This is a genomic window from Nonomuraea indica (assembly GCF_002850745.1).
GTDB lineage: Bacteria > Actinomycetota > Actinomycetes > Streptosporangiales > Streptosporangiaceae > Nonomuraea > Nonomuraea indica.
This window is the reverse complement of the sequence record NZ_KZ559476.1, coordinates 133,698-159,282: the sequence shown is the minus strand read 5'-3', so window position 1 is coordinate 159,282 and position 25,585 is coordinate 133,698. Positions and strand designations below refer to the sequence as shown.

The 25,585-nt window shown below is 73.0% G+C and carries 25 protein-coding genes; 18 read left to right on the top strand and 7 right to left on the bottom strand.

The genetic code is table 11. From position 1 onward, the window contains the following. Window positions 1–1,785: 1,785 nt before the first annotated feature. From rimP to truB, 8 genes are all read left to right on the top strand, one after another. On the top strand, window positions 1,786–2,289 hold the full coding sequence (rimP, locus tag CXR44_RS26365) for a ribosome maturation factor RimP (protein ID WP_101788808.1): 504 nt from the start codon (window positions 1,786–1,788) through the stop codon (window positions 2,287–2,289). A gap of 11 nt (window positions 2,290–2,300) precedes the next feature. Beyond that, window positions 2,301–3,305, top strand: coding sequence for a transcription termination factor NusA (nusA, locus tag CXR44_RS26360; RefSeq protein ID WP_101788807.1), 1,005 nt, complete (start codon window positions 2,301–2,303; stop codon window positions 3,303–3,305). Further along, window positions 3,289–3,603, top strand: a complete 315-nt coding sequence (locus tag CXR44_RS26355; RefSeq protein ID WP_101788806.1) for a YlxR family protein — start codon at window positions 3,289–3,291, stop codon at window positions 3,601–3,603. Before nusA ends, CXR44_RS26355 begins: the two co-directional genes overlap by 17 nt. 112 nt (window positions 3,604–3,715) lie before the next feature. Beyond that, window positions 3,716–6,793 (top strand): translation initiation factor IF-2, encoded by a 3,078-nt coding sequence (infB, locus tag CXR44_RS26350; protein ID WP_101788805.1) that lies wholly within the window; start codon window positions 3,716–3,718, stop codon window positions 6,791–6,793. A gap of 120 nt (window positions 6,794–6,913) precedes the next feature. Beyond that, window positions 6,914–7,210, top strand: coding sequence for a DUF503 domain-containing protein (locus tag CXR44_RS26345; RefSeq protein WP_101788804.1), 297 nt, complete (start codon window positions 6,914–6,916; stop codon window positions 7,208–7,210). 40 nt (window positions 7,211–7,250) lie between these two features. Beyond that, window positions 7,251–7,703, top strand: a complete 453-nt coding sequence (gene rbfA / locus CXR44_RS26340) for a 30S ribosome-binding factor RbfA (protein WP_101788803.1) — start codon at window positions 7,251–7,253, stop codon at window positions 7,701–7,703. Further along, window positions 7,700–8,812: a DHH family phosphoesterase gene (locus CXR44_RS26335; protein WP_245899415.1), complete on the top strand. Its 1,113-nt coding sequence runs from the start codon at window positions 7,700–7,702 to the stop codon at window positions 8,810–8,812. Before rbfA ends, CXR44_RS26335 begins: the two co-directional genes overlap by 4 nt. Beyond that, window positions 8,809–9,678, top strand: a complete 870-nt coding sequence (gene truB, locus CXR44_RS26330; RefSeq protein ID WP_101788802.1) for a tRNA pseudouridine(55) synthase TruB — start codon at window positions 8,809–8,811, stop codon at window positions 9,676–9,678. The genes CXR44_RS26335 and truB overlap by 4 nt, the downstream gene beginning before the upstream one ends. A 3-nt stretch (window positions 9,679–9,681) precedes the next feature. On the opposite strand, the gene CXR44_RS26325 is transcribed toward truB, so the two are convergent. Further along, window positions 9,682–10,698, bottom strand: a complete 1,017-nt coding sequence (locus CXR44_RS26325) for a TRM11 family SAM-dependent methyltransferase (RefSeq protein ID WP_101788801.1) — start codon at window positions 10,696–10,698, stop codon at window positions 9,682–9,684. A 141-nt stretch (window positions 10,699–10,839) separates the two neighbouring features. On the opposite strand from CXR44_RS26325, the gene CXR44_RS26320 reads away from it, so the two are divergent. Further along, entirely contained in the window at window positions 10,840–11,760 is a 921-nt protein-coding gene (locus tag CXR44_RS26320; RefSeq protein WP_245899414.1) for a bifunctional riboflavin kinase/FAD synthetase, read from the top strand. A gap of 71 nt (window positions 11,761–11,831) precedes the next feature. Here the strand turns inward: CXR44_RS26320 and CXR44_RS26315 are convergent, their stop codons facing one another. Then, window positions 11,832–12,416, bottom strand: coding sequence for a TetR/AcrR family transcriptional regulator (locus CXR44_RS26315; RefSeq protein ID WP_101788799.1), 585 nt, complete (start codon window positions 12,414–12,416; stop codon window positions 11,832–11,834). 83 nt (window positions 12,417–12,499) lie between these two features. Here CXR44_RS26315 and CXR44_RS26310 point away from each other — a divergent pair, with 83 nt between their 5' ends. From CXR44_RS26310 to CXR44_RS26285, 6 genes are all read left to right on the top strand, one after another. Beyond that, on the top strand, window positions 12,500–12,919 hold the full coding sequence (locus tag CXR44_RS26310) for a VOC family protein (protein ID WP_101788798.1): 420 nt from the start codon (window positions 12,500–12,502) through the stop codon (window positions 12,917–12,919). A gap of 175 nt (window positions 12,920–13,094) precedes the next feature. Then, complete coding sequence (rpsO, locus tag CXR44_RS26305) at window positions 13,095–13,364, top strand: 30S ribosomal protein S15 (protein WP_101788797.1); 270 nt, start codon at window positions 13,095–13,097, stop codon at window positions 13,362–13,364. Window positions 13,365–13,638: 274 nt separating this feature from the next. Further along, window positions 13,639–15,960 (top strand): polyribonucleotide nucleotidyltransferase, encoded by a 2,322-nt coding sequence (locus tag CXR44_RS26300; protein WP_101788796.1) that lies wholly within the window; start codon window positions 13,639–13,641, stop codon window positions 15,958–15,960. Next, a complete protein-coding gene (locus CXR44_RS26295; RefSeq protein ID WP_101788795.1) occupies window positions 15,957–17,270 on the top strand; it encodes a M16 family metallopeptidase in 1,314 nt (437 codons plus the stop codon). Before CXR44_RS26300 ends, CXR44_RS26295 begins: the two co-directional genes overlap by 4 nt. A gap of 65 nt (window positions 17,271–17,335) precedes the next feature. Then, window positions 17,336–18,073 (top strand): 4-hydroxy-tetrahydrodipicolinate reductase, encoded by a 738-nt coding sequence (gene dapB, locus CXR44_RS26290; RefSeq protein ID WP_101788794.1) that lies wholly within the window; start codon window positions 17,336–17,338, stop codon window positions 18,071–18,073. A gap of 138 nt (window positions 18,074–18,211) precedes the next feature. After that, complete coding sequence (locus CXR44_RS26285; protein ID WP_101788793.1) at window positions 18,212–18,718, top strand: GNAT family N-acetyltransferase; 507 nt, start codon at window positions 18,212–18,214, stop codon at window positions 18,716–18,718. Between the two features lie 31 nt (window positions 18,719–18,749). Here the strand turns inward: CXR44_RS26285 and CXR44_RS26280 are convergent, their stop codons facing one another. Further along, window positions 18,750–19,637, bottom strand: coding sequence for a LysR family transcriptional regulator (locus CXR44_RS26280; RefSeq protein WP_101788792.1), 888 nt, complete (start codon window positions 19,635–19,637; stop codon window positions 18,750–18,752). 95 nt (window positions 19,638–19,732) lie between these two features. Here CXR44_RS26280 and CXR44_RS26275 point away from each other — a divergent pair, with 95 nt between their 5' ends. Further along, on the top strand, window positions 19,733–20,665 hold the full coding sequence (locus CXR44_RS26275) for a quinone oxidoreductase family protein (RefSeq protein WP_101788791.1): 933 nt from the start codon (window positions 19,733–19,735) through the stop codon (window positions 20,663–20,665). A 9-nt stretch (window positions 20,666–20,674) separates the two neighbouring features. On the opposite strand, the gene CXR44_RS26270 is transcribed toward CXR44_RS26275, so the two are convergent. Genes CXR44_RS26270 through CXR44_RS26260 form a run of 3 tightly spaced genes read right to left on the bottom strand, consistent with a single transcriptional unit; the run spans window position 20,675 to window position 22,888 of the window. Next, window positions 20,675–21,550, bottom strand: coding sequence for a 1,4-dihydroxy-2-naphthoate polyprenyltransferase (locus tag CXR44_RS26270; RefSeq protein WP_101788790.1), 876 nt, complete (start codon window positions 21,548–21,550; stop codon window positions 20,675–20,677). A gap of 13 nt (window positions 21,551–21,563) precedes the next feature. Continuing rightward, a complete protein-coding gene (locus tag CXR44_RS26265; RefSeq protein ID WP_180903707.1) occupies window positions 21,564–22,172 on the bottom strand; it encodes a GNAT family N-acetyltransferase in 609 nt (202 codons plus the stop codon). A gap of 44 nt (window positions 22,173–22,216) precedes the next feature. Beyond that, entirely contained in the window at window positions 22,217–22,888 is a 672-nt protein-coding gene (locus CXR44_RS26260) for a CGNR zinc finger domain-containing protein (RefSeq protein ID WP_101788788.1), read from the bottom strand. A 44-nt stretch (window positions 22,889–22,932) separates the two neighbouring features. Between CXR44_RS26260 and CXR44_RS26255 the strand changes: the two genes are divergently transcribed. Further along, entirely contained in the window at window positions 22,933–23,238 is a 306-nt protein-coding gene (locus CXR44_RS26255) for an antibiotic biosynthesis monooxygenase (RefSeq protein WP_101788787.1), read from the top strand. On the opposite strand, the gene CXR44_RS26250 is transcribed toward CXR44_RS26255, so the two are convergent. Next, complete coding sequence (locus tag CXR44_RS26250) at window positions 23,214–24,623, bottom strand: aminotransferase-like domain-containing protein (protein ID WP_101788786.1); 1,410 nt, start codon at window positions 24,621–24,623, stop codon at window positions 23,214–23,216. The genes CXR44_RS26255 and CXR44_RS26250 overlap by 25 nt on opposite strands. Here CXR44_RS26250 and CXR44_RS26245 point away from each other — a divergent pair. Continuing rightward, the gene (locus CXR44_RS26245) at window positions 24,622–25,560 is read left to right on the top strand and encodes a DMT family transporter (protein ID WP_101788785.1); all 939 of its coding nucleotides are present in this window, start codon (window positions 24,622–24,624) and stop codon (window positions 25,558–25,560) included. The genes CXR44_RS26250 and CXR44_RS26245 overlap by 2 nt on opposite strands. Window positions 25,561–25,585: the final 25 nt, after the last annotated feature.

The window sequence follows — 25,585 nt, the reverse complement described above, 5'->3', positions numbered from 1 at the left end:
CCCGGACACGCCATCAAGCATCACGCCTCGGGGACGTACCCGGGAACGCGCTCCGGTCCGTCCCGCGAGGACCGCGTCCTGAGGTCGTGCCCGGGATCGTGTCCAAGGCCGCACCCCAAGGATCCCGGCCCCGGGGCCGTGTCTCAAGGACCGCCGTCCCGAACACCACGTGTCCAAGACCGCGACCTTCGAGCACCGCGACCCCCGGCTGTGACCTCCGGGACCACGACCCATGAGGACCGCGACCTCCGGTGAGGGCCCCGAAAGGTCAGGGCCCCCGAAAGCGCGACCCCCGAAGGGCTTCCGCGACCGCGACCCGGAATCGCGGCGCGGTCGGTGCCACGGTCACTACCCCGCGGTCGGCCACGGGATCGCCACCCGGGGGGCCACGGTCGGCCGTGGCACCGTCCCGGGACCTGGACCCGCGGTGACCTGCGTCCGGGACCCGGACCCGCGGTGACCTGCGTCCGGGATCCGGACCCGGGGTGACCCGCCGTCCGGGCCCTGGACCCGGGGTGACCCGCCGTCCGGGCCCTGGACCCGGGGTGACCCGCCGTCCGGGCCCTGGACCCGGGGTGACCCGCCGTCCGGGCCCTGGACCCGGGGTGACCCGCCGTCCGGGCCCTGGACCCGGGGTGACCCGCCGTCCGGGCCCTGGACCCGGGGTGACCCGCCGTCCGGGCCCTGGACCCGGGGTGACCCGCCGTCCGGGCCCTGGACCCGGGGTGACCCGCCGTCCGGGCCCTGGACCCGGGGTGACCCGCCGTCCGGGCCCTGGACCCGGGGTGACCCGCCGTCCGGGCCCTGGACCCGGGGTGACCCGCCGTCCGGGCCCTGGACCCGGGGTGACCCGCCGTCCGGGCCCTGGACCCGGGGTGACCCGCCGTCCGGGCCCTGGACCCGGGGTGACCCGCCGTCCGGGCCCTGGACCCGGGGTGACCCGCCGTCCGGGCCCTGGACCCGGGGTGACCCGCCGTCCGGGCCCTGGACCCGGGGTGACCCGCCGTCCGGGCCCTGGACCCGGGGTGACCCGCCGTCCGGGCCCTGGACCCGGGGTGACCCGCCGTCCGGGCCCTGGACCCGGGGTGACCCGCCGTCCGGGCCCTGGACCCGGGGTGACCCGCCGTCCGGGCCCTGGACCCGGGGTGACCCGCCGTCCGGGCCCTGGACCCGGGGTGACCCGCCGTCCGGGCCCTGGACCCGGGGTGACCCGCCGTCCGGGCCCTGGACCCGGGGTGACCCGCCGTCCGGGCCCTGGACCCGGGGTGACCCGCCGTCCGGGCCCTGGACCCGGGGTGACCCGCCGTCCGGGCCCTGGACCCGGGGTGACCCGCCGTCCGGGCCCTGGACCCGGGGTGACCCGCCGTCCGGGCCCTGGACCCGGGGTGACCCGCCGTCCGGGCCCTGGACCCGGGGTGACCCGCCGTCCGGGCCCTGGACCCGCAGTGCCGCCCGGCGTCCCCGAACGCCTCCCGGTGCCGTGCGGCGGCTGCCGGAGACGGCCCTGGGGCGGCCCGAGGAGCTCGGGCGCGGGCGGCTCCCGGGCCACGGCCGCGCGCGGGCGCGGGCGACGGTCGGGAGCACGGAGCGCAGGAAGCATCGTACGGGCTCACGCCCGCTCCCGCGGCGGGGCGAGGCTCGCCGCGGGTCAGCGCCGAGTGGCGCTCTTTCCGCGCCCTCCTACAGATAGGGTGTCAACTGTCGTCGCTGGCTGAGCGGCCGAGCGGCGGCGGGAGCCGAAGGCGAGGTCCGCCCGGCTGAGACATGACAATAGGGGAGGTCGATATGGGCAGCGCATCACCCCGCGACCACCTGATGAAGCTCCTGGAGCCCGTGGTCAGCGCGGAGGGCCTCGACTTGGAGGACGTCACGGTCACCCAGGCCGGCCGGCGGCGGTTGCTGCGGGTGGTCGTCGACCGTGACGGAGGGGTGAGCCTCGACGACGTCGCCGACGTGAGCCAGGCCGTCTCCACGGTCCTCGACGAGCACGACGTGATGGGTCCCTCGGCCTACACCCTCGAGGTGTCCTCGCCGGGCGTCGACCGCCCCCTGACGGAGCCACGGCACTGGCGGCGCGCCGCCAGGCGGCTGGTGAAGGCGGAGCTGGCCGACGGCGGCGTGGTGGAGGGCCGGGTGCGTGCCGCCGACGACACCGGCGTCGAGCTCGACGTCGACGGCGTCAGCCGCCGGCTCGACTATCAGGACCTGACCCGCGGACGGGTGCAGGTGGAGTTCCGCCGGATCGACGACGACGCGGACGGCGCGGACGTCGACGGCGACGAGGGCTAGGGGGGAGCCTCGTGGACATCGACATGAGCGTCCTGCGCAGCCTGGAGCGGGAGAAGGACATCTCCTTCGACCTGGTCGTCAAGGCGATCGAGGACGCGCTGCTGATCGCGTACTTCCGCACCGAGGGCGCCGCGTCCAAGGCGCGTGCCGAGCTCGACCGGTCGAGCGGGCACGTGACGATCTGGGCGGCGGAGCTCGACGAGGACGGTGAGATCGTCCGGGAGTACGACGACACGCCTGGCAACTTCAGCCGGATCGCCGCGACCACAGCCAAGCAGGTCATCCTGCAGCAGCTGCGCGACGCCGAGGACGAGATCAACTTCGGTGAGTTCGCCAGCCGCGAGGGCGAGCTGGTCTCCGGAGTGATCCAGCAGGGCAAGGACCCGCGCGTCGTGCTGGTCGACCTCGGCAAGATCGAGGCCGTGCTGCCGCACAACGAGCAGGTGCCCGGCGAGGACTACGTGCACGGCGAGCGCATCCGCGCCTACGTGGTGCAGGTGAAGAAGGGCCACAAGGGCCCGTCGGTCACGCTGTCGCGCACCCATCCGGGTCTGGTGAAGAAGCTGTTCGCGCTGGAGGTCCCGGAGATCGCCGACGGCACGGTGGAGATCGCGGCGGTGGCGCGGGAGGCCGGGCACCGGACGAAGATCGCCGTGAGGTCGCGCAGGCCCGGCGTCAACGCCAAGGGCGCCTGCATCGGCCCGATGGGGGCGCGGGTGCGCAACGTGATGGCCGAGCTGCACGGCGAGAAGATCGACATCATCGACTGGTCCGAGAACCCCGGCGAGTTCGTCGGGAATGCCCTCTCGCCCGCCCGTGTTTCACATGTCGAGGTTCTCGATCTCGACGGGCGGGTGGCCAGGGTGACCGTGCCCGACTACCAGCTTTCGCTGGCCATCGGCAAGGAAGGGCAGAACGCGAGGCTCGCCGCCAGGCTCACCGGATGGCGGATTGACATCCGTCCTGACACCCAGGCCGAAGATGCCGCCGGTTCCGTAGATGCGTCAACGCGGTAAGCTGGAATATGGTGGCCAAGCGACCCCGCAGCGCACCTGTGTGGGCTGCAGGGTTCGTGCGGCTGGGTCCGAGCTGCTCCGCCTGGTGCTGGTCGAGGATCATGTGGTCCCTGACCTGCGAAGACGGCTTCCCGGGCGTGGTGCATCGCTGCATCCGTCCGTGAGGTGTCTGGAGCTTGCCGAGCGTCGCCGAGCGTTCGCGCGCGCGTTTCGCGTGCCGGGTCCGCTCGACGTCTCGCGTGTGCGGGCACACCTGGAAGAGGAGAATCACGACATGTCATGTAGGACGCCGAGTTGATGGGCGGAGTCAGATTGCTATGAGCGCCTGATGAGCACGCGGCGATGAAGACGTCAAGGTAACGACGGTCCGGACGGCACAGCCAGCCTCCCGGGCCGAGTAAGGGAGTGCAGTGGCGAAGGTCCGGGTATACGAGCTCGCTAAGGAGTTCGGCGTAGAGAGCAAGGTCGTCATGGCCAAGCTCCAAGAAATGGGGGAGTTCGTCCGTTCGGCGTCCTCCACCATCGAGGCGCCGGTGGTCCGCAGGCTCACCGAAGCTCTGGGCGCATCCAAGGGTGGGCCCTCCAGGGGCGGCGGTTCGTCGTCCAAGCCGCAGCCGCCGAGGGCTGCCCCCCGGCCGGCTGACAGCCAGGCCGGCAACGGCGTTCAGGCGCCGACCTCATCGGTTCCGCGTCCGGGTCCGGCTCCGAAGCCCGGTCCCCGTCCGGGCCCCGCCGGCGGCACGCCCCGTCCGCCGGTGCCCATGCCGCAGCAGCAGCAGCCCGAGGCGCCGCGCGGCGAGACGCCCGCGGCCCCGCAGGCGCGCTTCGACAGCGGCACCCGCCCGACTCCGGGTCCCCGTCCGGGCCCCGCGGCGCGTCCGGGCCCCAGGCCCGGCCCCGCTCCCCGTCCGGGCGCTCCCGGCGGCCGTGACGGCGGGCAGCGCGAGGGCGGCCAGCGTGACGGCGGCGCTCCGCGTCCCGGCGCCCCGGCCGGCGGCGCTCCCCGTCCCGGGCCCAAGCCGGGCCCGCGCGGCCCGCGTCCGGGCAACAACCCGTTCTCGTCCAACGCCAGCGGCATGGGCCAGTCCCGGCCGCCGCGTCCGGGCGGTCAGCGCGACGGCGGTGGCCCCGGCCAGCGCGAGCGTCGTGACGGCCCGCCGCGCGACGGCGCGATCCCGCGCCCGCCGCAGGGCCGTGGCGGCGACCGGCCGGCTCCGGGTCCGCGTCCGGGTCCGCCCGGCGCCGCGGGTCCGCGTCCCGGCCCCGGCGCGGGTGGTCCCCGTCCGGGTGGTCCGCGTCCCAACCCGATGATGATGCCGCAGGGCCGTCCCGCGGGCCCCGGCGGCGCCGGTCGCCCCGGTGGCGGCGGCGGTGCCGGCCGTCCGGGTGGCGGCGGCGGTCGTCCCGGTGGCGGTGGCGGTCGTCCGGGTGGCGGTGGCGGCGGCGGGTTCGCCGGCCGTCCCGGTGGCGGCGGCGGTCGTCCCGGCACGACCACGGGCGGTCCCGGTGGCGGCGGCTTCGGCGGCCGTCCCGGTGGCGGCGGTCGCGGTCGTGGTGGCGGCACCGCCGGCGCGTTCGGCCGGCCCGGTGGCCGTCCGGCTCGTGGCCGCAAGTCCAAGCGCCAGAGGCGCCAGGAGTTCGACAACATGTCGGCGCCGGCGATCGGCGGCGTGCAGGTCGCCCGCGGCAACGGCGCGACGATCCGCCTGCCGCGCGGCGCGTCGCTGTCCGACTTCGCCGACCGGATCGGCGCCAACCCCGCCTCGCTGGTGCAGATCATGCTGCACCTCGGCGAGATGGTGACGGCGACGCAGTCGGTCAACGAGGAGACGCTGCAGCTTCTCGGAGCCGAGCTGGACTACAACATCCAGGTCGTCAGCCCCGAGGAGGAGGACCGCGAGCTTCTCGAGGCCTTCGACATCGAGTTCGGCGAGGACGAGGGCGACGAGGCCGACCTGGCCGCGCGTCCGCCGGTCGTGACCGTCATGGGTCACGTCGACCACGGTAAGACGAAGCTGCTCGACGCCATCCGCAAGACCAACGTGGTGGCGCGCGAGGCGGGTGGCATCACCCAGCACATCGGCGCCTACCAGGTCTCCGCGGAGCACGAGGGCGAAGACCGCAGGATCACCTTCATCGACACCCCGGGTCACGAGGCGTTCACCGCCATGCGTGCCCGAGGCGCGAAGTCCACGGACATCGCGGTGCTGGTGGTCGCGGCCGACGACGGCGTCAAGCCGCAGACGATCGAGGCCCTGAACCACGCCCAGGCGGCCGACGTGCCGATCGTGGTCGCGGTCAACAAGGTCGACAAGGAGGGCGCCGACCCCAACAAGGTCAGGGCCCAGCTCACCGAGTACGGCCTGGTGGCCGAGGAGTACGGTGGCTCGACGCTGTTCGTCGACATCTCGGCGAAGAACGGCACGGGCATCGAGGACCTCCTCGAGGCGATCCTGCTGACCGCGGACGCCGAGCTCGACCTGCGGGCCAACCCGACGATGGACGCCCAGGGCATCGCCATCGAGGCGCACCTCGACAAGGGCCGCGGCCCCGTGGCGACCGTCCTGGTCCAGCGCGGCACGCTCCGCGTCGGCGACTCCATCGTCTGTGGCGAGGCCTTCGGCCGCGTCCGGGCGCTGCTCGACGACAACGGCGAGGCGGTCGACGAGGCCACCCCGTCGCGTCCGGTCCTGGTGATGGGCCTGACGGCCGTGCCGAGCGCCGGTGACAACTTCATCGTCGTCACCGACGACCGCATGGCCCGGCAGATCGCCCAGCAGCGCGCCGCGCGCAAGCGCAGCGCCGACATGGCGAAGTCGAGCCGCAGGCGCACCCTCGAGGAGCTGTTCAGCGACCTTGAGAAGGGCCGCGTCGACGAGCTCAAGCTCATCATCAAGGGTGACGTGTCCGGTTCGGTGGAGGCCCTGGAAGACGCCCTGCTCAAGATCGACGTCGGCGACGAGGTCAGCCTCCGGGTGCTGCACCGCGCCGTCGGTGCGATCACCGAGTACGACGTCAACCTGGCCGTCGCCGACGACAACGCGGTCATCATCGGCTTCAACGTCCGGCCTGAGCCCCGGGCGCGCGACCTGGCCGAGCGCGAGGGCGTCGACATCCGCTACTACTCGGTCATCTACCAGGCGATCGAGGAGATCGAGGCGGCGCTCAAGGGCATGCTCAAGCCCGAGTTCGAAGAGGTCCAGATGGGCACGGCGGAGGTCCGCGAGATCTTCAAGGTGCCGAAGATCGGCAACATCGCCGGTTCGCTGGTCCGCTCCGGCGTGATCGTCCGCAACAGCAAGGCCAGGGTGATCCGCGACGGCGTCGTCATCGCGGACAACCTGACCGTCTCGTCGCTGCGCCGCTTCAAGGATGACGCGACCGAGGTCCGCGAGGGCTTCGAGTGCGGCATCGGGGTCGGCTACAACGACCTGAGGATCGACGACGTCATCGAGACGTTCGAGATGCGGGAGAAGCCGCGCGCATAGCACGCGGCCGGGCGCCCGGCGGGCCATCCGCCGGGCGCCTCTCGCACGCTCGGCCCTGGTCACCACCGCAGCAGGGCCGGCGTGCGCTCGACTCACCAGGACAAGCGGTGGTTGCCAACGATGTATGTGGGTGCTCTGACCCTGGACATCCTGCTCGGCGACGTGCACTCGCTGAAGCAGAAGCGCTCCGTCGTGCGGCCGCTGGTCGCCGAGTTGCACCGCCGCTTTCCCGGCGTCGCCGTGGCCGAGACCGGCCATCTCGACCTGCACCGCAGGGCGGAGGTCGGCATCGCGGTGGTCTCCGCCTCAGCGGGCAACTGCAAAGAGGTGATGGACGCCTGCGAGCGGATGGTGGCCTTCCGCCCCGAGATCGAGCTGCTGTCGGCCAGGCAGCGGCTCTACAACGACGAAGACTGAACGACTGCACGACGGCCGTCGTGTGTGAGGGGGAGCGAACATGGTGGACGCCGCACGGGCGCGCAAACTCGCCGACCGCATCCAGCAGATCGTCGCCGAGATGCTGGAGCGCCGGATCAAGGACCCGCGTTTGGGCTTCGTCACCGTGACCGACACGCGCATCACGGCTGACCTGCGTGAGGCCACGGTGTTCTACACGGTGTTCGGCTCCGACGCCGAGCGGGCCGACAGCGCGGCCGCCCTGGAGAGCGCCAAGGGCATCATCCGCTCGGAGGTGGGCAGGCAGACCGGCGTGCGCTTCACCCCGACACTGACGTTCAAGCACGACCCGCTGCCCGACAGCGCCCGCCAGCTCGACGACCTGATCAACGTCGCCAGGGCGCGGGACGCCGAGGTGGCCCGGCAGGCCGCGGGCGCCTCCTACGCGGGCGAGGCCGACCCGTACAAGAAGCCGGACGAGGACGACGAGCAGGCAGGACACGAGGCACCGTGACGCCCGACGTACGCGACCGCGTCGAACGGCAGGCCCGCGCCGCCCGCGCCACGGGCGGGACGACGCGGGGCACCATGGGCCCGCCCAGCGGCGGCGCGGGCGGCGCCGCCGACGCCACCGGGGAGCCGGCCGCCGGCCGCGTCCCCGAGTCCACCTGGGCACGCGCCCTGGAGCTGATCTCCGGTGCCGACGAGGTCGCCCTGGCCTGCCACGTTTCTCCCGACGGCGACGCGCTCGGCTCCATGCTGGCGACCGGGTTCGCGCTGCGCTCCCTCGGCAAGCGGGTGGTCGCCTCGTTCGGCGACCGGCACTTCGCGGTGCCGCGGCTGCTGCGCTTCCTGCCGGGCCAGGAGATGCTCACCCCGCCCGGCGACTTCCCGGCGGCCCCCGAGCTGATGATCACCTTCGACTCGGCGTCGGCCGACCGGCTCGGCCTGCTCCGCGCCAACGTCCACGCGGCTCGCGAGGTCATCGTCGTCGACCACCACCCCTCCAGCTCGGGCTTCGGCACCCTCGGCTTGGTCGACCCCAGGGCGTCGGCCACGGCCATGCTCGCCGAGCAGCTCATCTACCGGCTCGGTGGCACGCTGGACCGTGACATCGCCACCTGCCTGTACGCCGGGCTGGTGACCGACACCGGCTCGTTCCGGCACTCCTCGACCACGCCGGCCGCCCACCAGATGGCCGCGCGCCTGGTCGCCACCGGCCTGCGCACCGACGAGATCGCGCGCGAGCTGTGGGACCGCTCGCCGTTCGGCTACCTCAAGGTGCTGGCCGCCGCGTTCGACCGGGTGGTGCTCGACGGCGGCCTGGTCTGGACGTACGTGACGCGGGTGGACCGGGCCGCGTACGGGCTGCCGTACGCGGAGCTCGAAGGCATCATCGACATCGTCCGGCGCACCGACGAGGCCGAGGTGGCGGCGGTGCTGAAGGAGGACGACGAGGGCGCCTGGCAGGTGTCGACCCGTTCCAAGGGCGCGGTCGACGTGGGCGCGCTCTGCGCGGAGCTGGGCGGCGGCGGCCACCGCAGCGCGGCGGGGTTCACCTCGCACGACAGCGTCGAGGAGACCATGGCCCGGTTCCGTGAGCTGCTGGGGAAGGCGCGATGACCGAGAGCGGCCTGATCATCGTCGACAAGCCGGCCGAGTGGACGTCGCACGACGTGGTGGCGCGGATGCGCCGCCTGGCGGGCACCCGCCGGGTGGGCCACGCGGGCACGCTCGACCCGATGGCGACGGGCGTGCTGGTGGTCGGCGTCGAGAAGGCGACCCGGCTGCTCGGCCACCTGGCCCTGACCGAGAAGGTCTACACCGCCACCATGCGGCTCGGCGTCACCACCAACACCGACGACGCCGAGGGCGAGGTCACCGCGACCGCGCCGGCGTCGGACATCGACCCCGCCGGGATCCACAAGGGCGTGGCGGCGCTCACCGGAGAGATCATGCAGGTGCCGCCGCAGGTGAGCGCGATCAAGGTGGACGGCAGGCGGGCCTACAAGCTTGCCCGCGCCGGCCAGGACGTGGAGCTCGCCGCCCGCCCGATCACCGTGCACGCCTTCGAGGTGCTCGACATCCGGCCGCACGACGACGTGATCGACGTGGACGCGGTCGTCACGTGCTCCAGCGGCACCTACATCCGGGCGCTGGCCCGTGACCTGGGGGCCGGGCTTGGCGTGGGCGGCCACCTGACGCGGCTGCGCCGCACCCGGGTCGGCCCGTACGACCTGGGCATGGCCCGCACGCTCGACGAGCTGGCGGCCGAGTGCGTCGTCCTGCCCATCGGCGAGGCCGTGGCCGCGGCGTTCCCGCGCCGCGACGTGACGGCGGAGCAGGCCCGCACGGTCCGGCACGGCGGGCCGCTGCCCGCGACGGGGCTGGGCGCGGGACCGATCGGCGTGTTCGGCCCCGACGGTGAGCTGCTCGCCCTCGTGGAGGAGCGGGGCCGGTCGGCCAAGGCGCTGGCCGTCTTCGTCTAGCGGCTACGGCTTGCGCGCCACCATGATGTCGCGCACGATCGCCTGGTCCACCCAGTGCTCGAAGTCGGGGTAGGCGACCACGTCGAGCCCGGACGCGGTGAGGACGGCGGCCAGGTCGTCGCGGCTGCCGCCGTAGGTGTTCCAGGCGATGCCGAGCGCGCCGCCCGGCCGGAGCAGCTCGGCCCAGACCGGCACCGCCTGCCGCAGCAGATCCAGCGGGCTGCGTGACAGCCCGCGCCCGCCCTTGCTGCCGTGCTGCACCCCGTAGGGGGCGTCGGTGGCGATCACGTCGAACGAGCGCGGCCGGAACACCTCCCTGCTGCGCAGGGTGTCGGTGTTGACCACGCTGACCCGCTGCACGTCGCCCGCCTTGTAGGCCTCCTTCGACAGGGCGAACGTCACGTCCAGCCGCCGCCCGACGAGGGAACGCTCGCGACGCACCGGCACGGTCTCGGCCGTGTGCTTGAGCCGCTTGTTCTTCAGCCAGGTGCGCAGGAATCCGGAGTAGGCCTCGAAGTCCTTGCCGTCGACGTCCACGCCGAAGGCGTCGTAGCCGTACATGAGGGCCTGGTTGAGCGTGGTGCCGCGCCCGCACATCGGGTCGAACACGGCGAGCCGCCCGTCGAGCGGGAAGGCGGAGGCGAGCACGGTGACGTTGAGCAGCAGCTTGGTGAAGTGCTCGTTGGTCTTGCCGGCGTACTTCTGGATGGTGATCAGGTCGCTGCTCAGCCGGTCGAGCGGCCGCATGCCCAGCGGGCGCAGCAGCTCGCCCTCCACGCCGAACACCGCGTAGACCGACGACAGGTTGGACAGCAGCGCCACGTCGGCGGCCGACAGCGGCTCGGAGGTGTCGAACCCCACGTACGGCAGGCCGCCGATCACGGTCTCCTCGATGGCCGACACCTCGGCCTTCAACGCCCGGTCGCCGAAGACGGCCAGCTCGGAGCGGGTCAGCCGGACGGAGCTCTCGCTGTAGACCCGGTTGAAGGCGGGCAGGATCAGCAGTGCGTATCGAGGCATGGTGTGACGATGCTATCCCGCTGCGCGCCCCTGCCATCCTGGTGGGCGGGCCCTCGGTTGGAGGGTACGCCGGGTCGCATGGCAGGCTTGACTGGATCGCGATCGGCGGTCAGCGATCCACTACGAGCGAATGGGGCCGGCGTGCAGGGTTCGGAGAGGTCCGCGGTCACGGTCGGAGTGTTCGACGGCGTGCACCTCGGTCATCGGCGGGTGGCCGAGCGCACCGTCGAGGCGGCCCGCGCGCGGGGGGCGCGCAGCGTGGCGGTCACGTTCGAGCCGCATCCGGCCGAGGTGCTGCGGCCCGGCTCGCACCCGGCCAGGCTCACCACGCCGCGTCGCCGCGCCGAGCTGCTGACCGCGCTGGGCGTGGACGAGGTGCTGGCGCTCGGCTTCTCGCTGGAGCTGTCGCGGATGAGCCCCGGCGACTTCGCGCAGGCCGTGCTCGCCGAGCGGCTGCGCGCGTCGGTGGTCGTGGTGGGGGAGGACTTCACCTTCGGCCACGGGGCGGCCGGCGACGTGGAGACGCTGCGCGCGCTCGGCGACAAGTACGACTTCACGGTCGAGACGGTGCCGCTGCTCGACGGGGTCTCCAGCAGTGCGATCCGGGAGCGGCTCGTGGCGGGCGACGCCGAGGGCGCCGCCGCCGGGCTGGGGCGGCCGCACCGGGTGGAGGGCGTGGTGGTGCGCGGCTACCAGCGCGGCCGGCAGCTCGGCTTCCCCACCGCCAACGTGGAGACCCCGCCGCACACGGCGATCCCCGCCGACGGCGTGTACGCGGGCTGGCTGGAGTGCGTGCCGGTCGCCAACTTGCCCGTCGTCTACGCGGGCGAGCGGTGGCCGGCGGCCATCTCGGTCGGCACCAACCCGACGTTCGAGGGCGTGCCGCGCACGGTCGAGGCGTACGCGCTGGACCGCGACGACCTGGAGCTGTACGGCGTGCACGTCGCGGTCGACTTCGCGGCCCGGCTGCGCGGCAACACCCGGTTCGACTCGATCGAGGCGCTGATCGACCAGATCCACGCCGACGTCGCCGAGACCCGGCGCCTGACCACCGCCACCTGACCCTCGGCGGGCTCTCGGCGCCGCGGGGACGCGGCGCCTGACCGCCGCCTCCCCATCATCGGCGGGCTCGCTCAGCGCTGCCGGAGCGAGTCGAGCAGCCTGGAGAGCGCCGCGAGCGTGTCGGCCAGGTCGTCGGGCCCGGCCGACTGGGCGAGCCACAGCACCGCCTCGTTCATCGCGCCCGACAGCAGCCGGGTCAGCGGCGCCACCGGCTGCGCGGCGATGGTGCCGTCCGCGACGAGGGCGGCCAGCGCCTCGGCCAGGTGCCTGGCGGAGGTCGCCTCGTCGATGGCCCGCCACTCGTTCCAGCCCAGCACCGCGGGCCCGTCGATCAGCATGATCCGCTGCACCTCGGGGTCGGCCCCGGCCGTCACGAAGGCCGCGCATCCCGCCTTGAGCTGCTCCCACGGCCCGCCCGCCGCCTCGGCGGCAGCCGCGACCCGGGCCGCGACCTCGTCCTGCACCTGCGCCAGCACCGCGCGGAACAGGTCGGTCTTGCCCTCGAAGTGGTGGTAGAGCGCCCCCTTCGTCACGCCCGACGCGCGCACGATCTCGGCCAGGCCCACCGCGGCGTAGCCCCTGGCCGCGAACAGCCGCCTGCTCTCGGCGATCAGGGTCCGCCTGGTCCGCTGCCGCTGCTCGGCCCTGGTCGTCATCGTCGCGCCCCCACATTGACATACCGATGGTACGTCAATACCGTACCGCCACATACCATCGGTATGTGAAATGAAGGAGAGGCATGGAACTCAGCAGCTTCTACCCGGTCATCTGCACGACGAGGCTCCCCGAGTCGCGCGACTTCTACGTCCGGCTGATGGGGTTCGAGGTGACGTTCGAGGCCGACTGGTACGTGAGCCTGCGCCGCGGACCGTACGAGCTGGCCCTGCTCGACCACTCCCACCCCACGCTGCCCGCCGCCTACCGCAGGCCCGTCGCCGGCCTGCTGCTGAACTTCGAGGTGGCGGACGTCGACGCCGAGTGGGAGCGGCTCGTCGCCGGCGAGGGGCTGCGGCCCGAGCTGGAGCTGCGCAGCGAGGACTTCGGCCAGCGGCACTTCATCGTGGCCGACCCCGACGGCGTGCTGATCGACGTCATCACCCCCATCCCCCCGTCGGAGGAGTACGCCGCCCAGTACGCCGCCCAGTACGTCGCCCCGTGAGGCGGGATCACGCGGAGTAACACGGGCACGTGGCGCATGGTGGTACGCTGACATGTCGGCTCGGTGACGGCGCCGCCGCGCGCTGCCCTGAAGGCCTTCGCTGCGGCGACTGTAGGCACGCACGGTCGTTCGCTTCCTTGTACACAGTCGCGTGCCCGTAGACAGAAGGAGAGCCGTGTCCCTCGACACCGCTGCCAAGAAGTCCATCATCGCCGAGTACGCGACGGCCGACGGCGACACCGGGTCGCCCGAGGTGCAGATCGCGCTGCTGAGCAAGCGCATCAGCGAGCTCACCGAGCACCTGAAGACGCACAAGCACGACCACCACAGCCGTCGTGGCCTGCTGCTGCTCGTCGGGCGCCGGCGCCGCCTGCTGAAGTACCTGCAGAAGGTCGACATCGAGCGTTACCGTTCGCTCATCGAGCGACTCGGCCTGCGCCGATAACATGAAAGGGAGCGGCGCTCGCGCCGCTCCCTTCTCATATGAGGCCCGGCGCGTCACCGCACACCGCGGTGAGCGCCTGGCATACAACTGAAGATCCGAGACACACAGCCCCCGCGTCCGTTCAGCACCATGCGACCCGCGACGCCTGCGGGCCGGTCCTCGGTAGTGGCTTCCGGTATCTGACCGGGCGCTTCGATCGAAGACCGGCGCTGCACCTAACGAGGGTGCCGGTGAGAAAAAAGGGCGCGGGTGACCGACCACAAGGAGGTCCCCCGTGGAGGGTGTCCACACCGCCGAAGCCGTCATCGACAACGGCTCGTTCGGCTCGCGCACGATCCGGTTCGAGACCGGCCGTCTCGCGCGGCAGGCGGCCGGCTCGGCCGTCGCCTATCTCGACAACGACACGATGGTGCTGTCCGCGACCACCGCGTCCAAGCAGCCCAAGGAGAACTTCGACTTCTTCCCGCTCACGGTCGACGTCGAGGAGCGCATGTACGCCGCGGGCCGCATCCCCGGCTCGTTCTTCCGGCGTGAGGGCCGTCCCTCCGAGGACGCCATCCTCACCTGCCGGCTGATCGACCGGCCGCTGCGCCCGTCGTTCGTCAAGGGCCTGCGCAACGAGGTCCAGGTCGTCGCGACGATCATGTCGCTCAACCCCGACCACCTCTACGACGTCGTGGCCATCAACGCCGCGTCGCTGTCCACGCAGCTCGCCGGGCTGCCGTTCTCCGGCCCGATCGGCGGCGTGCGCGTCGCGCTGATCGACGGCCAGTGGGTCGCCTTCCCGACCCACCCCGAGCTGGAGCGGGCCACGTTCGACATGGTCGTGGCCGGCCGGGTGCTGGCCGACGGCGACGTCGCCATCATGATGGTCGAGGCCGAGTCCACCAAGGACACGCTCAAGCTGGTCGCCGAGGGCGCCGTCGCGCCCACCGAGGAGACCGTGGCCCAGGGCCTGGAGGCCGCCAAGCCGTTCATCAAGGTGCTGTGCGAGGCGCAGTCGCGCATCGCGCAGGTCGCCGCCAAGGAGACCGCCGAGTACGCCGTCTTCCTCGACTACCAGGAGGACGTCTACAACGCCGTCGAGGCGGCCGTGAAGACCGAGCTGGCCGCCGCCCTCACCATCGCCGCCAAGCAGGAGCGCGAGGCGGAGCTGGAGAAGGTCAAGGCGCTGGCCGGCGAGAAGCTGCTGCCCGAGTTCGAGGGGCGCGAGAAGGAGATCAGCGCCGCCTTCCGCTCGGTGATGAAGAAGCTCATGCGCGAGCGGGTCATCAAGGAGGGCGTCCGCATCGACGGCCGCGGCACCAAGGACATCCGCGAGCTGTTCGCCGAGGTCCACGTGGTGCCCCGGGTGCACGGCTCGGCGCTGTTCGAGCGCGGCGAGACCCAGATCCTCGGCATCACCACGCTCAACATGCTGCGCATGGAGCAGGTCATCGACACGCTCAACCCCGAGCGGACCAAGCGCTACATGCACAACTACAATTTCCCGCCCTACTCCACCGGCGAGACCGGCCGGGTGGGCTCGCCCAAGCGGCGCGAGATCGGCCACGGCGCGCTCGCCGAGCGGGCGCTCATCCCGGTGCTGCCGACGCGTGAGGAGTTCCCGTACGCGATCCGGCAGGTCTCCGAGGCGCTCGGCTCCAACGGCTCCACCTCGATGGGGTCGGTCTGCGCGTCCACGATGGCGCTGCTGGACGCCGGTGTGCCGCTCAAGGAGATGGTCGCCGGCATCGCGATGGGCCTGATCGGCGAGGGTGACGACTACGTCACGCTGACCGACATCCTGGGCGCCGAGGACGCCATGGGCGACATGGACTTCAAGGTCGCCGGCACCAAGGACGTCATCACCGCGCTGCAGCTCGACACCAAGCTCGACGGCATCCCGGCCTCCGTGCTGGCCGCCGCGCTCAAGCAGGCCAAGGGCGCCCGTCTGGCGATCCTCGAGGTGATGCAGGAGGCGATCGACTCCCCGGCGGAGATGAACCCGACCGCGCCGCGCATCATCACGATCAAGGTCCCGGTCGACAAGATCGGCGAGGTCATCGGCCCGAAGGGCAAGATGATCAACCAGATCCAGGACGACACGGGCGCCGAGATCACCATCGAGGACGACGGCACGATCTACATCGGCGCGACCGACGGCCCCTCGGCCGAGGCCGCCCGGTCGGCGATCAACGCCATCGCCAACCCGCACATGCCGGAGGTCGGCGAGCGCTACCTCGGCACGGTCGTCAAGATCGCCGCGTTCGGCGCGTTCGTGTCGCTCATGCCCGGCAAGGACGGCCTCCTGCACGTCTCGCAGATCCGCAAGCTGCACGGCGGCAAGCGCATCGAGAACGTCGAGGACGTCATGAGCGTCGGTGAGAAGATCCAGGTCGAGATCGCCGAGATCGACCAGCGCGGCAAGCTGTCGCTGGTGCCGGTCGAGGTCATCGAGAAGGAGGCCGCCGAGAAGGAGGCCGCCCCGGAGCGGGCGGACGCTCCCGAGGAGGCTCCGGCCGCCGACGACAAGCCGCGCGAGGAGCGTCCGCGCCGGACCCGCACCCGGGTGCGCGCGCCCCGCAACGAGGGTGGGGACGACCGCAACTCGTGACCACGACAACTACGCTGCACCCCGGCCGCGACGGGGCCGGGGTCGTCCAGCGCACCGTCCTCCCCGGTGGGCTGCGCGTGGTGACCGAGACCATGCCGACCGTGCGCAGCGTCGCGGTCGGCATGTGGGTCGGCATCGGCTCGCGTGACGAGGCCCCCGAGCACATGGGGGCCACCCACTTCCTCGAACACCTCCTGTTCAAGGGCACGCCCACGCGTGACGCCATGGAGATCTCGGCGTCCATCGAGGGCATCGGCGGGGAGATCAACGCCTTCACCGCCAAGGAGTACACCTGCTACTACGCGCGGGTGCTGGACGAGGACCTCAAGGTCGCGGTCGACGTGCTCGCCGACGTGGTGACCAGCTCGCTCATCACCGACGACGACGTCGAGTCGGAGCGGGGCGTGATCCTGGAGGAGATCGCCATGCACGACGACGACCCGTCCGACGTCGTGCACGAGCAGTTCGCCGCCGCCCTCTACGGCGACTCGCCGATCGGGCGGCCCATCCTCGGCACGGTCGAGTCGATCAACGCGCTCGGCCGGGAGCGGATCGTCGAGTACTACCGCCGCTACTACGAGCCGCGCCGCACGGTCGTCTCGGTGGCGGGCAACATCCGCCACGAGGAGGTCGTGGAGCTGGTGGCGCGGGCCTACGAACGGGCCGGCGCGCTGGGCGGCCCCGCCGAGGCGGAGCCGCCCCGCACGAGCGGCCCCGGCGCCGAGACCTTCTCCGGCGTACGCGTCCTCGACCGGCCCACCGAGCAGGCCAACCTGGTCCTCGGCACCACCGGCATGGCCCGCACCGACGACCGCCGCTTCGCGCTCGGCGTGCTCAACGCCGCGCTCGGCGGCGGCATGTCGTCGCGCCTGTTCCAGGAGATCCGGGAGAAGCGCGGCCTGGCCTACTCCGCCTACAGCTACACCTCGGCCTACGCCGACACCGGGCAGTTCGGCATCTACGTCGGCTGCCTGCCGTCGAAGATCGACGACGTGCTCAAGATCTGCCGCGACGAGGTGGCCCGCGTGGTCAGCGAGGGCCTGTCGGCCGACGAGATCATGCGGGGCAAGGGGCAGATGCGCGGCGGGCTCGTCCTCGGCCTGGAGGACACCGGCTCGCGCATGTCCCGCATCGGCAAGAACGACCTGGTCTACGACGAGCTGCTGTCGGTGGACGAGGTGCTCGCCCGCATCGAGGCGGTCACCCCGGACGAGGTCGCCGAGGTCGCCGCCGACGTCCTCAACCGGCCCCTCACGCTCGCCGTGATCGGCCCGTACGGCGACAAGGACTTCTCCGGCGCCATCGTCTGACGTGCGCACGCGCCGCGCGGGCCCTCGGGTGGGTTCACGCGGCGTCGCCGTATAGGGTTGACCGTGTGATCAAGGTAGGTGTTCTCGGCGCGCGCGGCCGCGTGGGCGTCGAGGTGTGCAAGGCGGTCGAAGCGGCTTCCGACCTGGAGCTGGTGGCCGCGCTCGACAAGGATGACAGCATCGAGGGGCTCGCGGGCGCGGAGGTGGTCGTCGACTTCACCCATCCCGACGTGGTGATGGGCAATCTCCGGTGGGCCATCGGGCACGGCATCCACCCGGTGGTCGGCACCACCGGCTTCGACGCCGCCCGGCTCGACACCGTGCGCGGCTGGCTGGCCGACTCTCCCGGCACCGGCGCGCTGATCGCGCCCAACTTCGGCATCGCGGCCGTGCTCATGATGCACTTCGCGCAGCAGGCGGCACGCTACTTCGAGTCCGTCGAGATCGTCGAGCTGCACCACCCGAACAAGGCCGACGCCCCCTCCGGCACCGCCCGCCGTACGGCCGAGCTGGTCGCCGAGGCCCGCGCCAAGGCCGGCGCGGGCGCCATGCCCGACGCCACCAGCACCGCCCTCGACGGCGCCCGCGGCGCCGACGTCGACGGAGTCCGCGTGCACGCCGTACGCCTGGCCGGGCTGATCGCGCATCAGGAGGTGCTGCTCGGCGGCGACGGCGAGACCCTCACGATCAGGCACGACACGATGAGCCGTGCCGCGTTCACCCCGGGCGTGCTGCTCGGCGTGCGGCGGGTGCGCGAGCTGCCGGGCCTGACCGTCGGCCTGGAGGCCCTGCTCGACCTCTGAGACACGACGTGCCCACGACCTCAGGACGAGGTGGTGGGCACGAGGTGAGGAGGGGTTCTCGGCGCCGCACGGCCGAGCCGCACGATCAGCACACTAATCCAGATGCGTCCCACGGGCCCGGCATGAGAACGTGTCGCCGTGGTGCGATGGGCCGAACACGCCGAACTTCCGGATCTGGTGGCGATCGAGCTGGCGGCCGACGGGCTGTTCGAGCAGGTCGGCATCACCTTCCCGCCGGGCACGACGCAGATCGAGGAGGTGACCGACGCCGCCTCGGTGCTGGTCGACGGCGTGCCGCCGGCCGGGTTCGCGCTGGTCGGCCGGGCCGACGGCAACGTGCACCTCGACCAGCTGGCCGTCCGTCCCGACCGGATGCGGCAGGGCATCGGAGGCCGGCTCGTCGCGGCGGTGCTCGACCATGCGGCGGCGAGCGGCGCCCCTGCGGTGACGCTGACGACCTTCCGCGACGTGCCGTGGAACGCGCCCTGGTACGCCAGGCACGGCTTCACGGTGCTGCCCGAGGGACAGTGGGGGCCCGAGCTGCGCGCGCTGGTGGAGCACGAGCGCGAGCTGGGCATCGAGGTGGCCCCCCGCGTGGTCATGAGCGCCCGGACCGGCGACGCGGACCCGGTCACCCGGCTCTGACGCACCCGGTCACCGGCTCCGACGCGCCCGGTCACCCGGCTCCGACGCGCCCGGCCGGCCCGGTGGAGCGCAGCTCACGCACGAGGTCACGCACGGCGGCGGAGGCGGCCATCTCCCGCGTGGTCACGTACCCCACCCGCCGCACCGGCGGCTCCTCGCCGAGCCCGGCCACCGCGACCCCGGCGGGCGCCCCGGCCATGCTGAGCCGCGGCAGGATGGCCGCGCCGAGGCCGTGCGCCACCATCGACAGCACCACGCCCTCGTCCTCGACGGTCATGTCGCCCGGCGGGATCCAGTCCTGCCCGGCGAGCCACCGCCGCGTGGCGGCGGAGCAGTTCTCGTGCCAGCCGATCATCGGCAACGAACGCGGGTCGGGATGGCCGGCCGGATGGGCCAGCACGTACGGCTCGGCGAACAGCTCCCGGCACACCAGCCCCTCGACGTGCACCGGCAGGGTGACCAGCCCCACGTCGGCCCGGCCGTCGGCCACCTCACCCGCCACGCCCCGGCCGAGGTCGGGCACGCTCCGCACGTCCACGGTGATCCCCGGGTGGCGCCGGCCGAACCTGACCAGCACGGACGGCAGCAGGTGCAGGGCCGCGCCGCGGAAGGCGGCCACCCGGATCGCACCCGTCGCGTGCCCTCCCGCGGCGCGTGCGGCCTCCGCCCGCTTGACGCCCATCATCGCGAGGATGCGCCGGGCGTGCCCGGCGACGGCCTCCCCGGCGGGCGTGGGGGTGGCCCCGTGACGGCCCCGCCGGAACAGCACCGTCCCGAGCTTGCGCTCCGCGCCGCGCAGGGCGTGGGACACCGCCGACTGCGTCAGCCGCAGCCGCACCGCGGCCCCGGACACGCTGCCTTCTCCGGCCGCGGCCACGATCACCCGCAGTTCGGCGGCGCTCAGGTCGCTGGACTTCACGACAGTGACGATATATGAGGACTTTTCATGCAAAGTCCTCCACGCAGCGACGTCACCACCTCCCTGGACGGGAGCGGGCTTCGTAGCGTGGAGGCATGAGAGTGATGCAAGCGATCCGCCACGGCGGCCCCGAGGTGCTGGTCCCGGCCGAGGTGCCCGACCCGGTGCCCGCCCCGGGTGAGACGCTGGTGGACGTCGAGGCGGCCGGGGTCAACTTCGCCGACGTCAAGCGCCTGGAGGGCAGCTACCGGGCGACGCCGCCGCCGTTCGTGCCGGGATCGGAGGTGGTGGGCCGCACCGCGGACGGGCGCCGGGTCATGGGATTCGCGCAGGAGGCGTACGCGTCCAAGGCGATCGTCAAGCAGCCGGTGGAGGTGCCGCAGGACCTGGGCGCGGGAGAGTCGCTCGCCCTGCTCGTCCAGGGACTGTCGGCCTGGCACCTGCTCCGCTCGGTGGCCCGGCTCTCGCCCGGGGAGACGGTCGTGGTCAACGCCGCCGCCGGCGGAGTCGGCCACCTGGCGGTGCAACTGGCCAGGGAGTTCGGGGCGGGCAGGGTGATCGGCACCGCCTCGACGGCGGAGAAGCGCGCCCTGGTGCTGGAGCTGGGAGCCGACGCGGCCGTGTCCGGCGAGGCCGACGGGTACGCCGAACGGGTGGCCGAGGCCAACGGCGGACGCGCGGCCGACGTGGTGCTGGACGCCGTCGGCGGCCCCGTCTTCGAGGCGGCCCTGGCGGCCGTGGCCCCGTTCGGACGGCTGGTCACCTACGGCAGCTCGTCCGGACAGCCGCCGGCGCCCGTCGACCCGGGACTGCTCACCCAGCGCAACATCGCGGTCGCGGGCTACTGGCTCGGCGGCTCGCTGCATCTGCCGGGAGTGACCGAACCACTGCGTGACCTGCTCGATCTCACGGTCGCCGGCCGCCTGCGGCCCCTGGTGGGCGGCGCCTACCCGCTGACGGAGGCCGGACGGGCCCTGGAGGACCTGGCCGCGCGCCGCACCACCGGCAAGCTGGTGCTCCGCCCGTGAGGCGCGTGCCTACAGGCTGAGGGCCAGGCCGAGGGTGAACAGCAGGCCGTAGGCGAGTTGCAGCTTGCCCGTCTGCTGCAGGACGCCGATCAGGGCCGGACCCACCGCGCCGTGCAGCACCGTCTTGACCGGCACGATCGCCAGCGGCCCCGCCAGCACCGCCAGCGCGGCCAGCGGCGCCATCGGGGTCATCGCCACGGCGATCGCCAGGGGCACGACCAGGCACGCCGCGTACAGCCGGCGGGTGCGCTCCGCGCCCAGCACCACCGCCAGCGTGCGCTTGCCCGACGGGCCGTCGGTGCCCACGTCGCGCAGGTTGTTGACCACGAGCATCGAGCACGACAGCAGTCCGACGGGGATCGAGGCCACCAGCGCCGCCCACGAGAGCTGCTCGGTCTGCACGAACGTCGTGCCGGTCACCGGCACGACGCCGAAGAAGACGAACACCGCCGCCTCGCCCAGCGCTCGGTAGCCGTAGGGACTTCTGCCACCCGTGTAGAACCACGCGGCGGCGATCGCCGCCGCGCCCACCGGCAGGATCCACCAGGCACGCGTGGCCAGCACGAGCGTCAGACCCAGCACGGCGGCGGCGGCGAAGCAGCCCAGCGCCGCCGCCAGCACCTGCCGGGGCTCGGCGGCACGCGAACCGACCAGGCGCATGGGACCCACCCGCTGGTCGTCGGTGCCGCGGATGCCGTCGCTGTAGTCGTTGGCGTAGTTGACGCCGATCTGCAGCAGCAGCGCGACGAGCAGGGCTACGAGCGCCCGCCACCACACGAAAGAGCCCTCGCCGATCGCCACGCCGGTGCCGACCATGACCGGCACGACGGCGTTCGGCAGGGTGCGCGGGCGCGCGCCGGCGATCCACTGGCCGGGGGTTGCCATCTTGAAGCAGTCCTTAGCTGATGTCGGTGGTAAGCCTGATCATGCGGATCGGGCGGCCCATGTCGAGCACCCGCTCGGCCATGTCCTCGCCCCAGCCCGCCGACTCCAGGAAGCCCAGCACGGCGTAGTTGTCGGCGAACACCCAGGTGACGATCTGCCGGTAGCCGTCGTCCCGCAGGTGGTCGACCGTGGCGTTGAGCAGGCGGCTGCCGTGCCCGCGCCGGACGAAGTCGGGATCTACCAGCAGCGTCAGCATCTCGGCCACCTCGGTGGGATCGAGATCGGGATCCTCGGCGGGAGCGTGGGAGGCCAGCCCGACCACCCGCTCACCGCCACGCGGGGTCGCCAGGGCGGCACTGCCGCCCGCCCCGAGCGCGGGGAAGCCCTCGGTGTCGAGAATGGTCTCCACCGCGACCAGCACCCGGTGCCGCGACGTGGGCGGCGCGACGATCGCCTCGTCCCACTGCCGCAGCCACATCTTCTCGGCCGCCGGGCCGGTCATCTGCTCCAGAGGGCCCTCGGGGAGGAAGTCCCGATAGCCGTAGCGCCAGGCACGAACCTGAACATTCGCCACCTGGAGCACATCCTCGCGCCGGGCCGCCCGGACGCCTACGTCTGCCATCTCGGCCCGCTCCTTCGCCTGCCGTTCATGCCACAAGGCACGAGTTACACCGTATCGGTGTTTGGACCTTGGGGAGGACGCGAACCCTGCTTCCTCGCCCGGTAAGCGCGTGTTTTGGTGCGGTTGCCGCAGACCCGCATGGAACACCACGACCGTGATCGATTTCTGGAGGCGTCGAGGAACGCCCACTGGCAGGTGACCTCCGCGCAGACCTTCAGCCGATCCCACGAGGCGCCCGCCGTGGCGGCGGCGATCGCGGCCAGCGCGCCCCGGACACCGCCGTCGATCGGGGCCAGCCGCGGCCTTCCCTCCGCCCGCCCCACGTCGCCCGCCCGTCGGCCGTCCCCCGCGTGCGCTGCGTGGCTGGTCCGTGGGCCGTCGCCCGCGTGCGCTGCGTGGCTGGTCCGTGGGCCGTCCCCCGCGTGCGTTGCCTGGTCTGCCCGCCGTTCGTCGTTCGCGTGCGCTGCGTCGCCCGTCGTCACCCGGAGGGGCAGGACGGGCAGGTCGGCGGGATCGCCCCGGAGCGCGGCGCGCAGCCCCTCGCGGAGCGCGACCGCCGTGGCCAGGTCGTCGTCGCAGGCGCGGTCGCCCGGCCCCGTCAGGCCGTGCTCGCGCAACCACACCGCCAGCTCCGCCGGCGAGGCCAGCTCGTCGGCGTCGGCCTCCACGTCGTAGGTGTTGAGGAAGTCGCGCACGGTCTCGGCAGGCGCCAGCATGTCACCACTGTATGGCAATGGCCGGTTGCAGCATGATGGCTCCCATGATCGTACGAACCTGGCGGGGTTGGACGCGACCGGCCGACGCCGCCGCATACGAGGACTATCTGATGCGCACGGGTTTCGCCGAGTACACCGCGACTCCCGGCAACCAGGGCGCGTACTTCACCCGGCGCGAGGCGGGAGAGCGGACCGAGTTCTTCCTGATCACGTTCTGGGAGTCGTGGGACGCGGTCCGGGCGTTCGCGGGGGAGGATCCCGGCCGGGCGGTGTTCTATCCCGAGGACGACTCCTTCCTCGTCGACCGGGAGGTCACCGTGGACCACTACGAGGTCTTCGCCAGCACCTGATCGAGGGCCTCGCCGAGCCGCCGTACCCCCTCCACCAGCTCGGGCAGGTGGGTGGCCGCGATGTGCGTCACCCGGATCCGGGGCCCGGGCGGCTCCGACGGGTAGTACATCCGGCCGGGACTGACCAGCGCGCCGTTGCGCTGGGCCGCCTCGACCAGCGCGTCCTCGTCCACCTCCGGCGGCAGCCGGACCCACAGGTGCATGCCGCCGCGCGGCAGCAGGTGCAGCTCGGCGGCAGGCAGCCGCCGGGCCAGCTCGGCGGTCAGGGTGTCGCGACGGATCATGATCTCGCTCCGTACGGCCTCCACGTGCCGCCGCCAGCCTGGCGAGCCCAGGAACTCCAGCGCCGTCTCCTGCAACGGCCTGGCCACGAAGAACGACTCGACGAGCTGACTGGCCCGCAGCCGGTGCGCGGCGGGCCCGCGCGCGATCACGGCCGCCACCCGCATGCTCGGTGAGACGATCTTGGTGAGCGAGGCGATGTAGACGACAGTCCCGTGCGCATCCATCGAGACCAGCGGCGGGGGAGCCTCGCTGGTCAGGTGGCGCGCGAAGTCGTCCTCGATGACGAACGCCCCCGCCTCCCGCGCCACCTGGAGCACCTGGCGGCGGCGCTCGGGCGGCAGCGTCGCGCCCGTCGGGTTGTGCAGCGTCGGCTGGGTGAGGAACACCCGCGCGCCCGTCACCGCGAACGCCTCGGCGAGCAGGTCGGGCCGCACGCCGTCACGGTCCATCGGCACGGCCGCCGCCCGCAGGCCGGCCGCCTTGACGGCCGCCAGCGCCCCCGGGTAGGTCGGCGTCTCCACGAGGACTCGCGTCCCCGGAGCGGCCAGCGCCCGGAAGGCGTGCGTCAGCGCGGCCTGGCCGCCGGAGACGATCAGCGCGTCGCCGGCCGTCACGTCGCCGCCCGCCTCCGCCGCGAACCACCGGCGCAGCTCCGCCAGCCCGTTCAGCGGCGGCATCGCCCAGGCGTCAGGCCGGCGCACGGCCCGCGCCGCCGCGACGGCGAGCTGCCGGTCGGGCCGCAGCCCCGGATGCAGGTAGCCGCCGGTGAGCGGCACCACGCCCTCGGGAGCGGCGCTGAGCAGCTTGACCACCGCGGACTCGTCCACGACCCGGTCGCCCAGGGCGACGGTCTGCCACGACAGGTCGGCGGCTTCGGCGGGCCGCCCGGGCGGATGGGTGACGTAGGCGCCGCTGCCCGGCCTGGTGACCACCCGGCCCTCGGCGGCCAGCCGGCCGATGGCCCGCGACACGGTGACGGGGCTGACGTTGTGCCGCCGCATGATCTCCCGGCTGGACGGCAGGCGGTCGCCGGGGCGCAGCCGGGCCACCTCGTCACGCAGTATCGCGGCGATCTGGGCGATACTGCTATCGTTGTCCATGAGGAGAAATGATAGCGCTATTGTCGCCACTCCGATAGCGGTCCCCACCGCCGCGACGCCGGCCGGTGACCGGAGGAAGGGCACCGCCCTGGCATTCCTCGGGGTACTCGCCTTCTCCGGATCCCTCCCCGCCACTGTCTACGCGATGCGCGGCTTCGATCCGTGGTTCGTCGCCATCGGCCGGGCCGTACTCGCCGGGGCGATAGCGCTCGCCTGCCTCAAGGCCGCCCGCCTCCCACTGCTACCGCCCCGCGACCAGTGGCCCGCGTACGCCCTGATCTCCCTGGGCGTCGTCTTCGGGTTCCCCGTCTTCAGCGGCCTGGCCCTCGACCTCGGCGCCTCGACGGCCCACTCCGCCGTCGTCATCGGCCTGCTGCCCGCCGCCACCGCGGCCTGCGCCGTCCTGCGCGCCGGTGAGCGACCGCGTCCCCTGTTCTGGGCCGCCTGCGCGGCCGGCGCGGCCGCCATCACCACCTTCGCCCTCACCCGCGGGCAGGGCACCGCGAACGCGGCCTGGGCAGACCTGCTCCTCGTCGGCGCCCTGCTGTCGGCCGCCGTCGGCTACACCGAGGGAGGCCGGCTGTCCCGCGACACCCCCGGCTGGCAGGTGATCTCGCGCGCCCTCGTCCTGTCGCTGCCGCTCACCGTCCCGGTGACGGCCGTGCTCGCCGCTACCACGCCCCTGCAGCCGTCCGTGGAGGCGCTGGCCGGGTTCGCGTACGTGGGGGTGGTGTCGATGTTCCTCGGCTTCCTGCCCTGGTACGCCGGGCTGGCCCTCGGCGGCATCGCGCGCGCCGGGCAGACACAGCTCACCCAGCCGCTGCTCAACCTGGTGTGGGCGTGGTTCCTGCTGGGGGAGCGGTTCGGCCCGGCGACCGTCGCCGGCGCCCTCGCCGTCCTCGCCTGCGTCGCCATCACCCAACGCACCCGCACCTGACCACCACCCACCCCCAGCCCCCCTG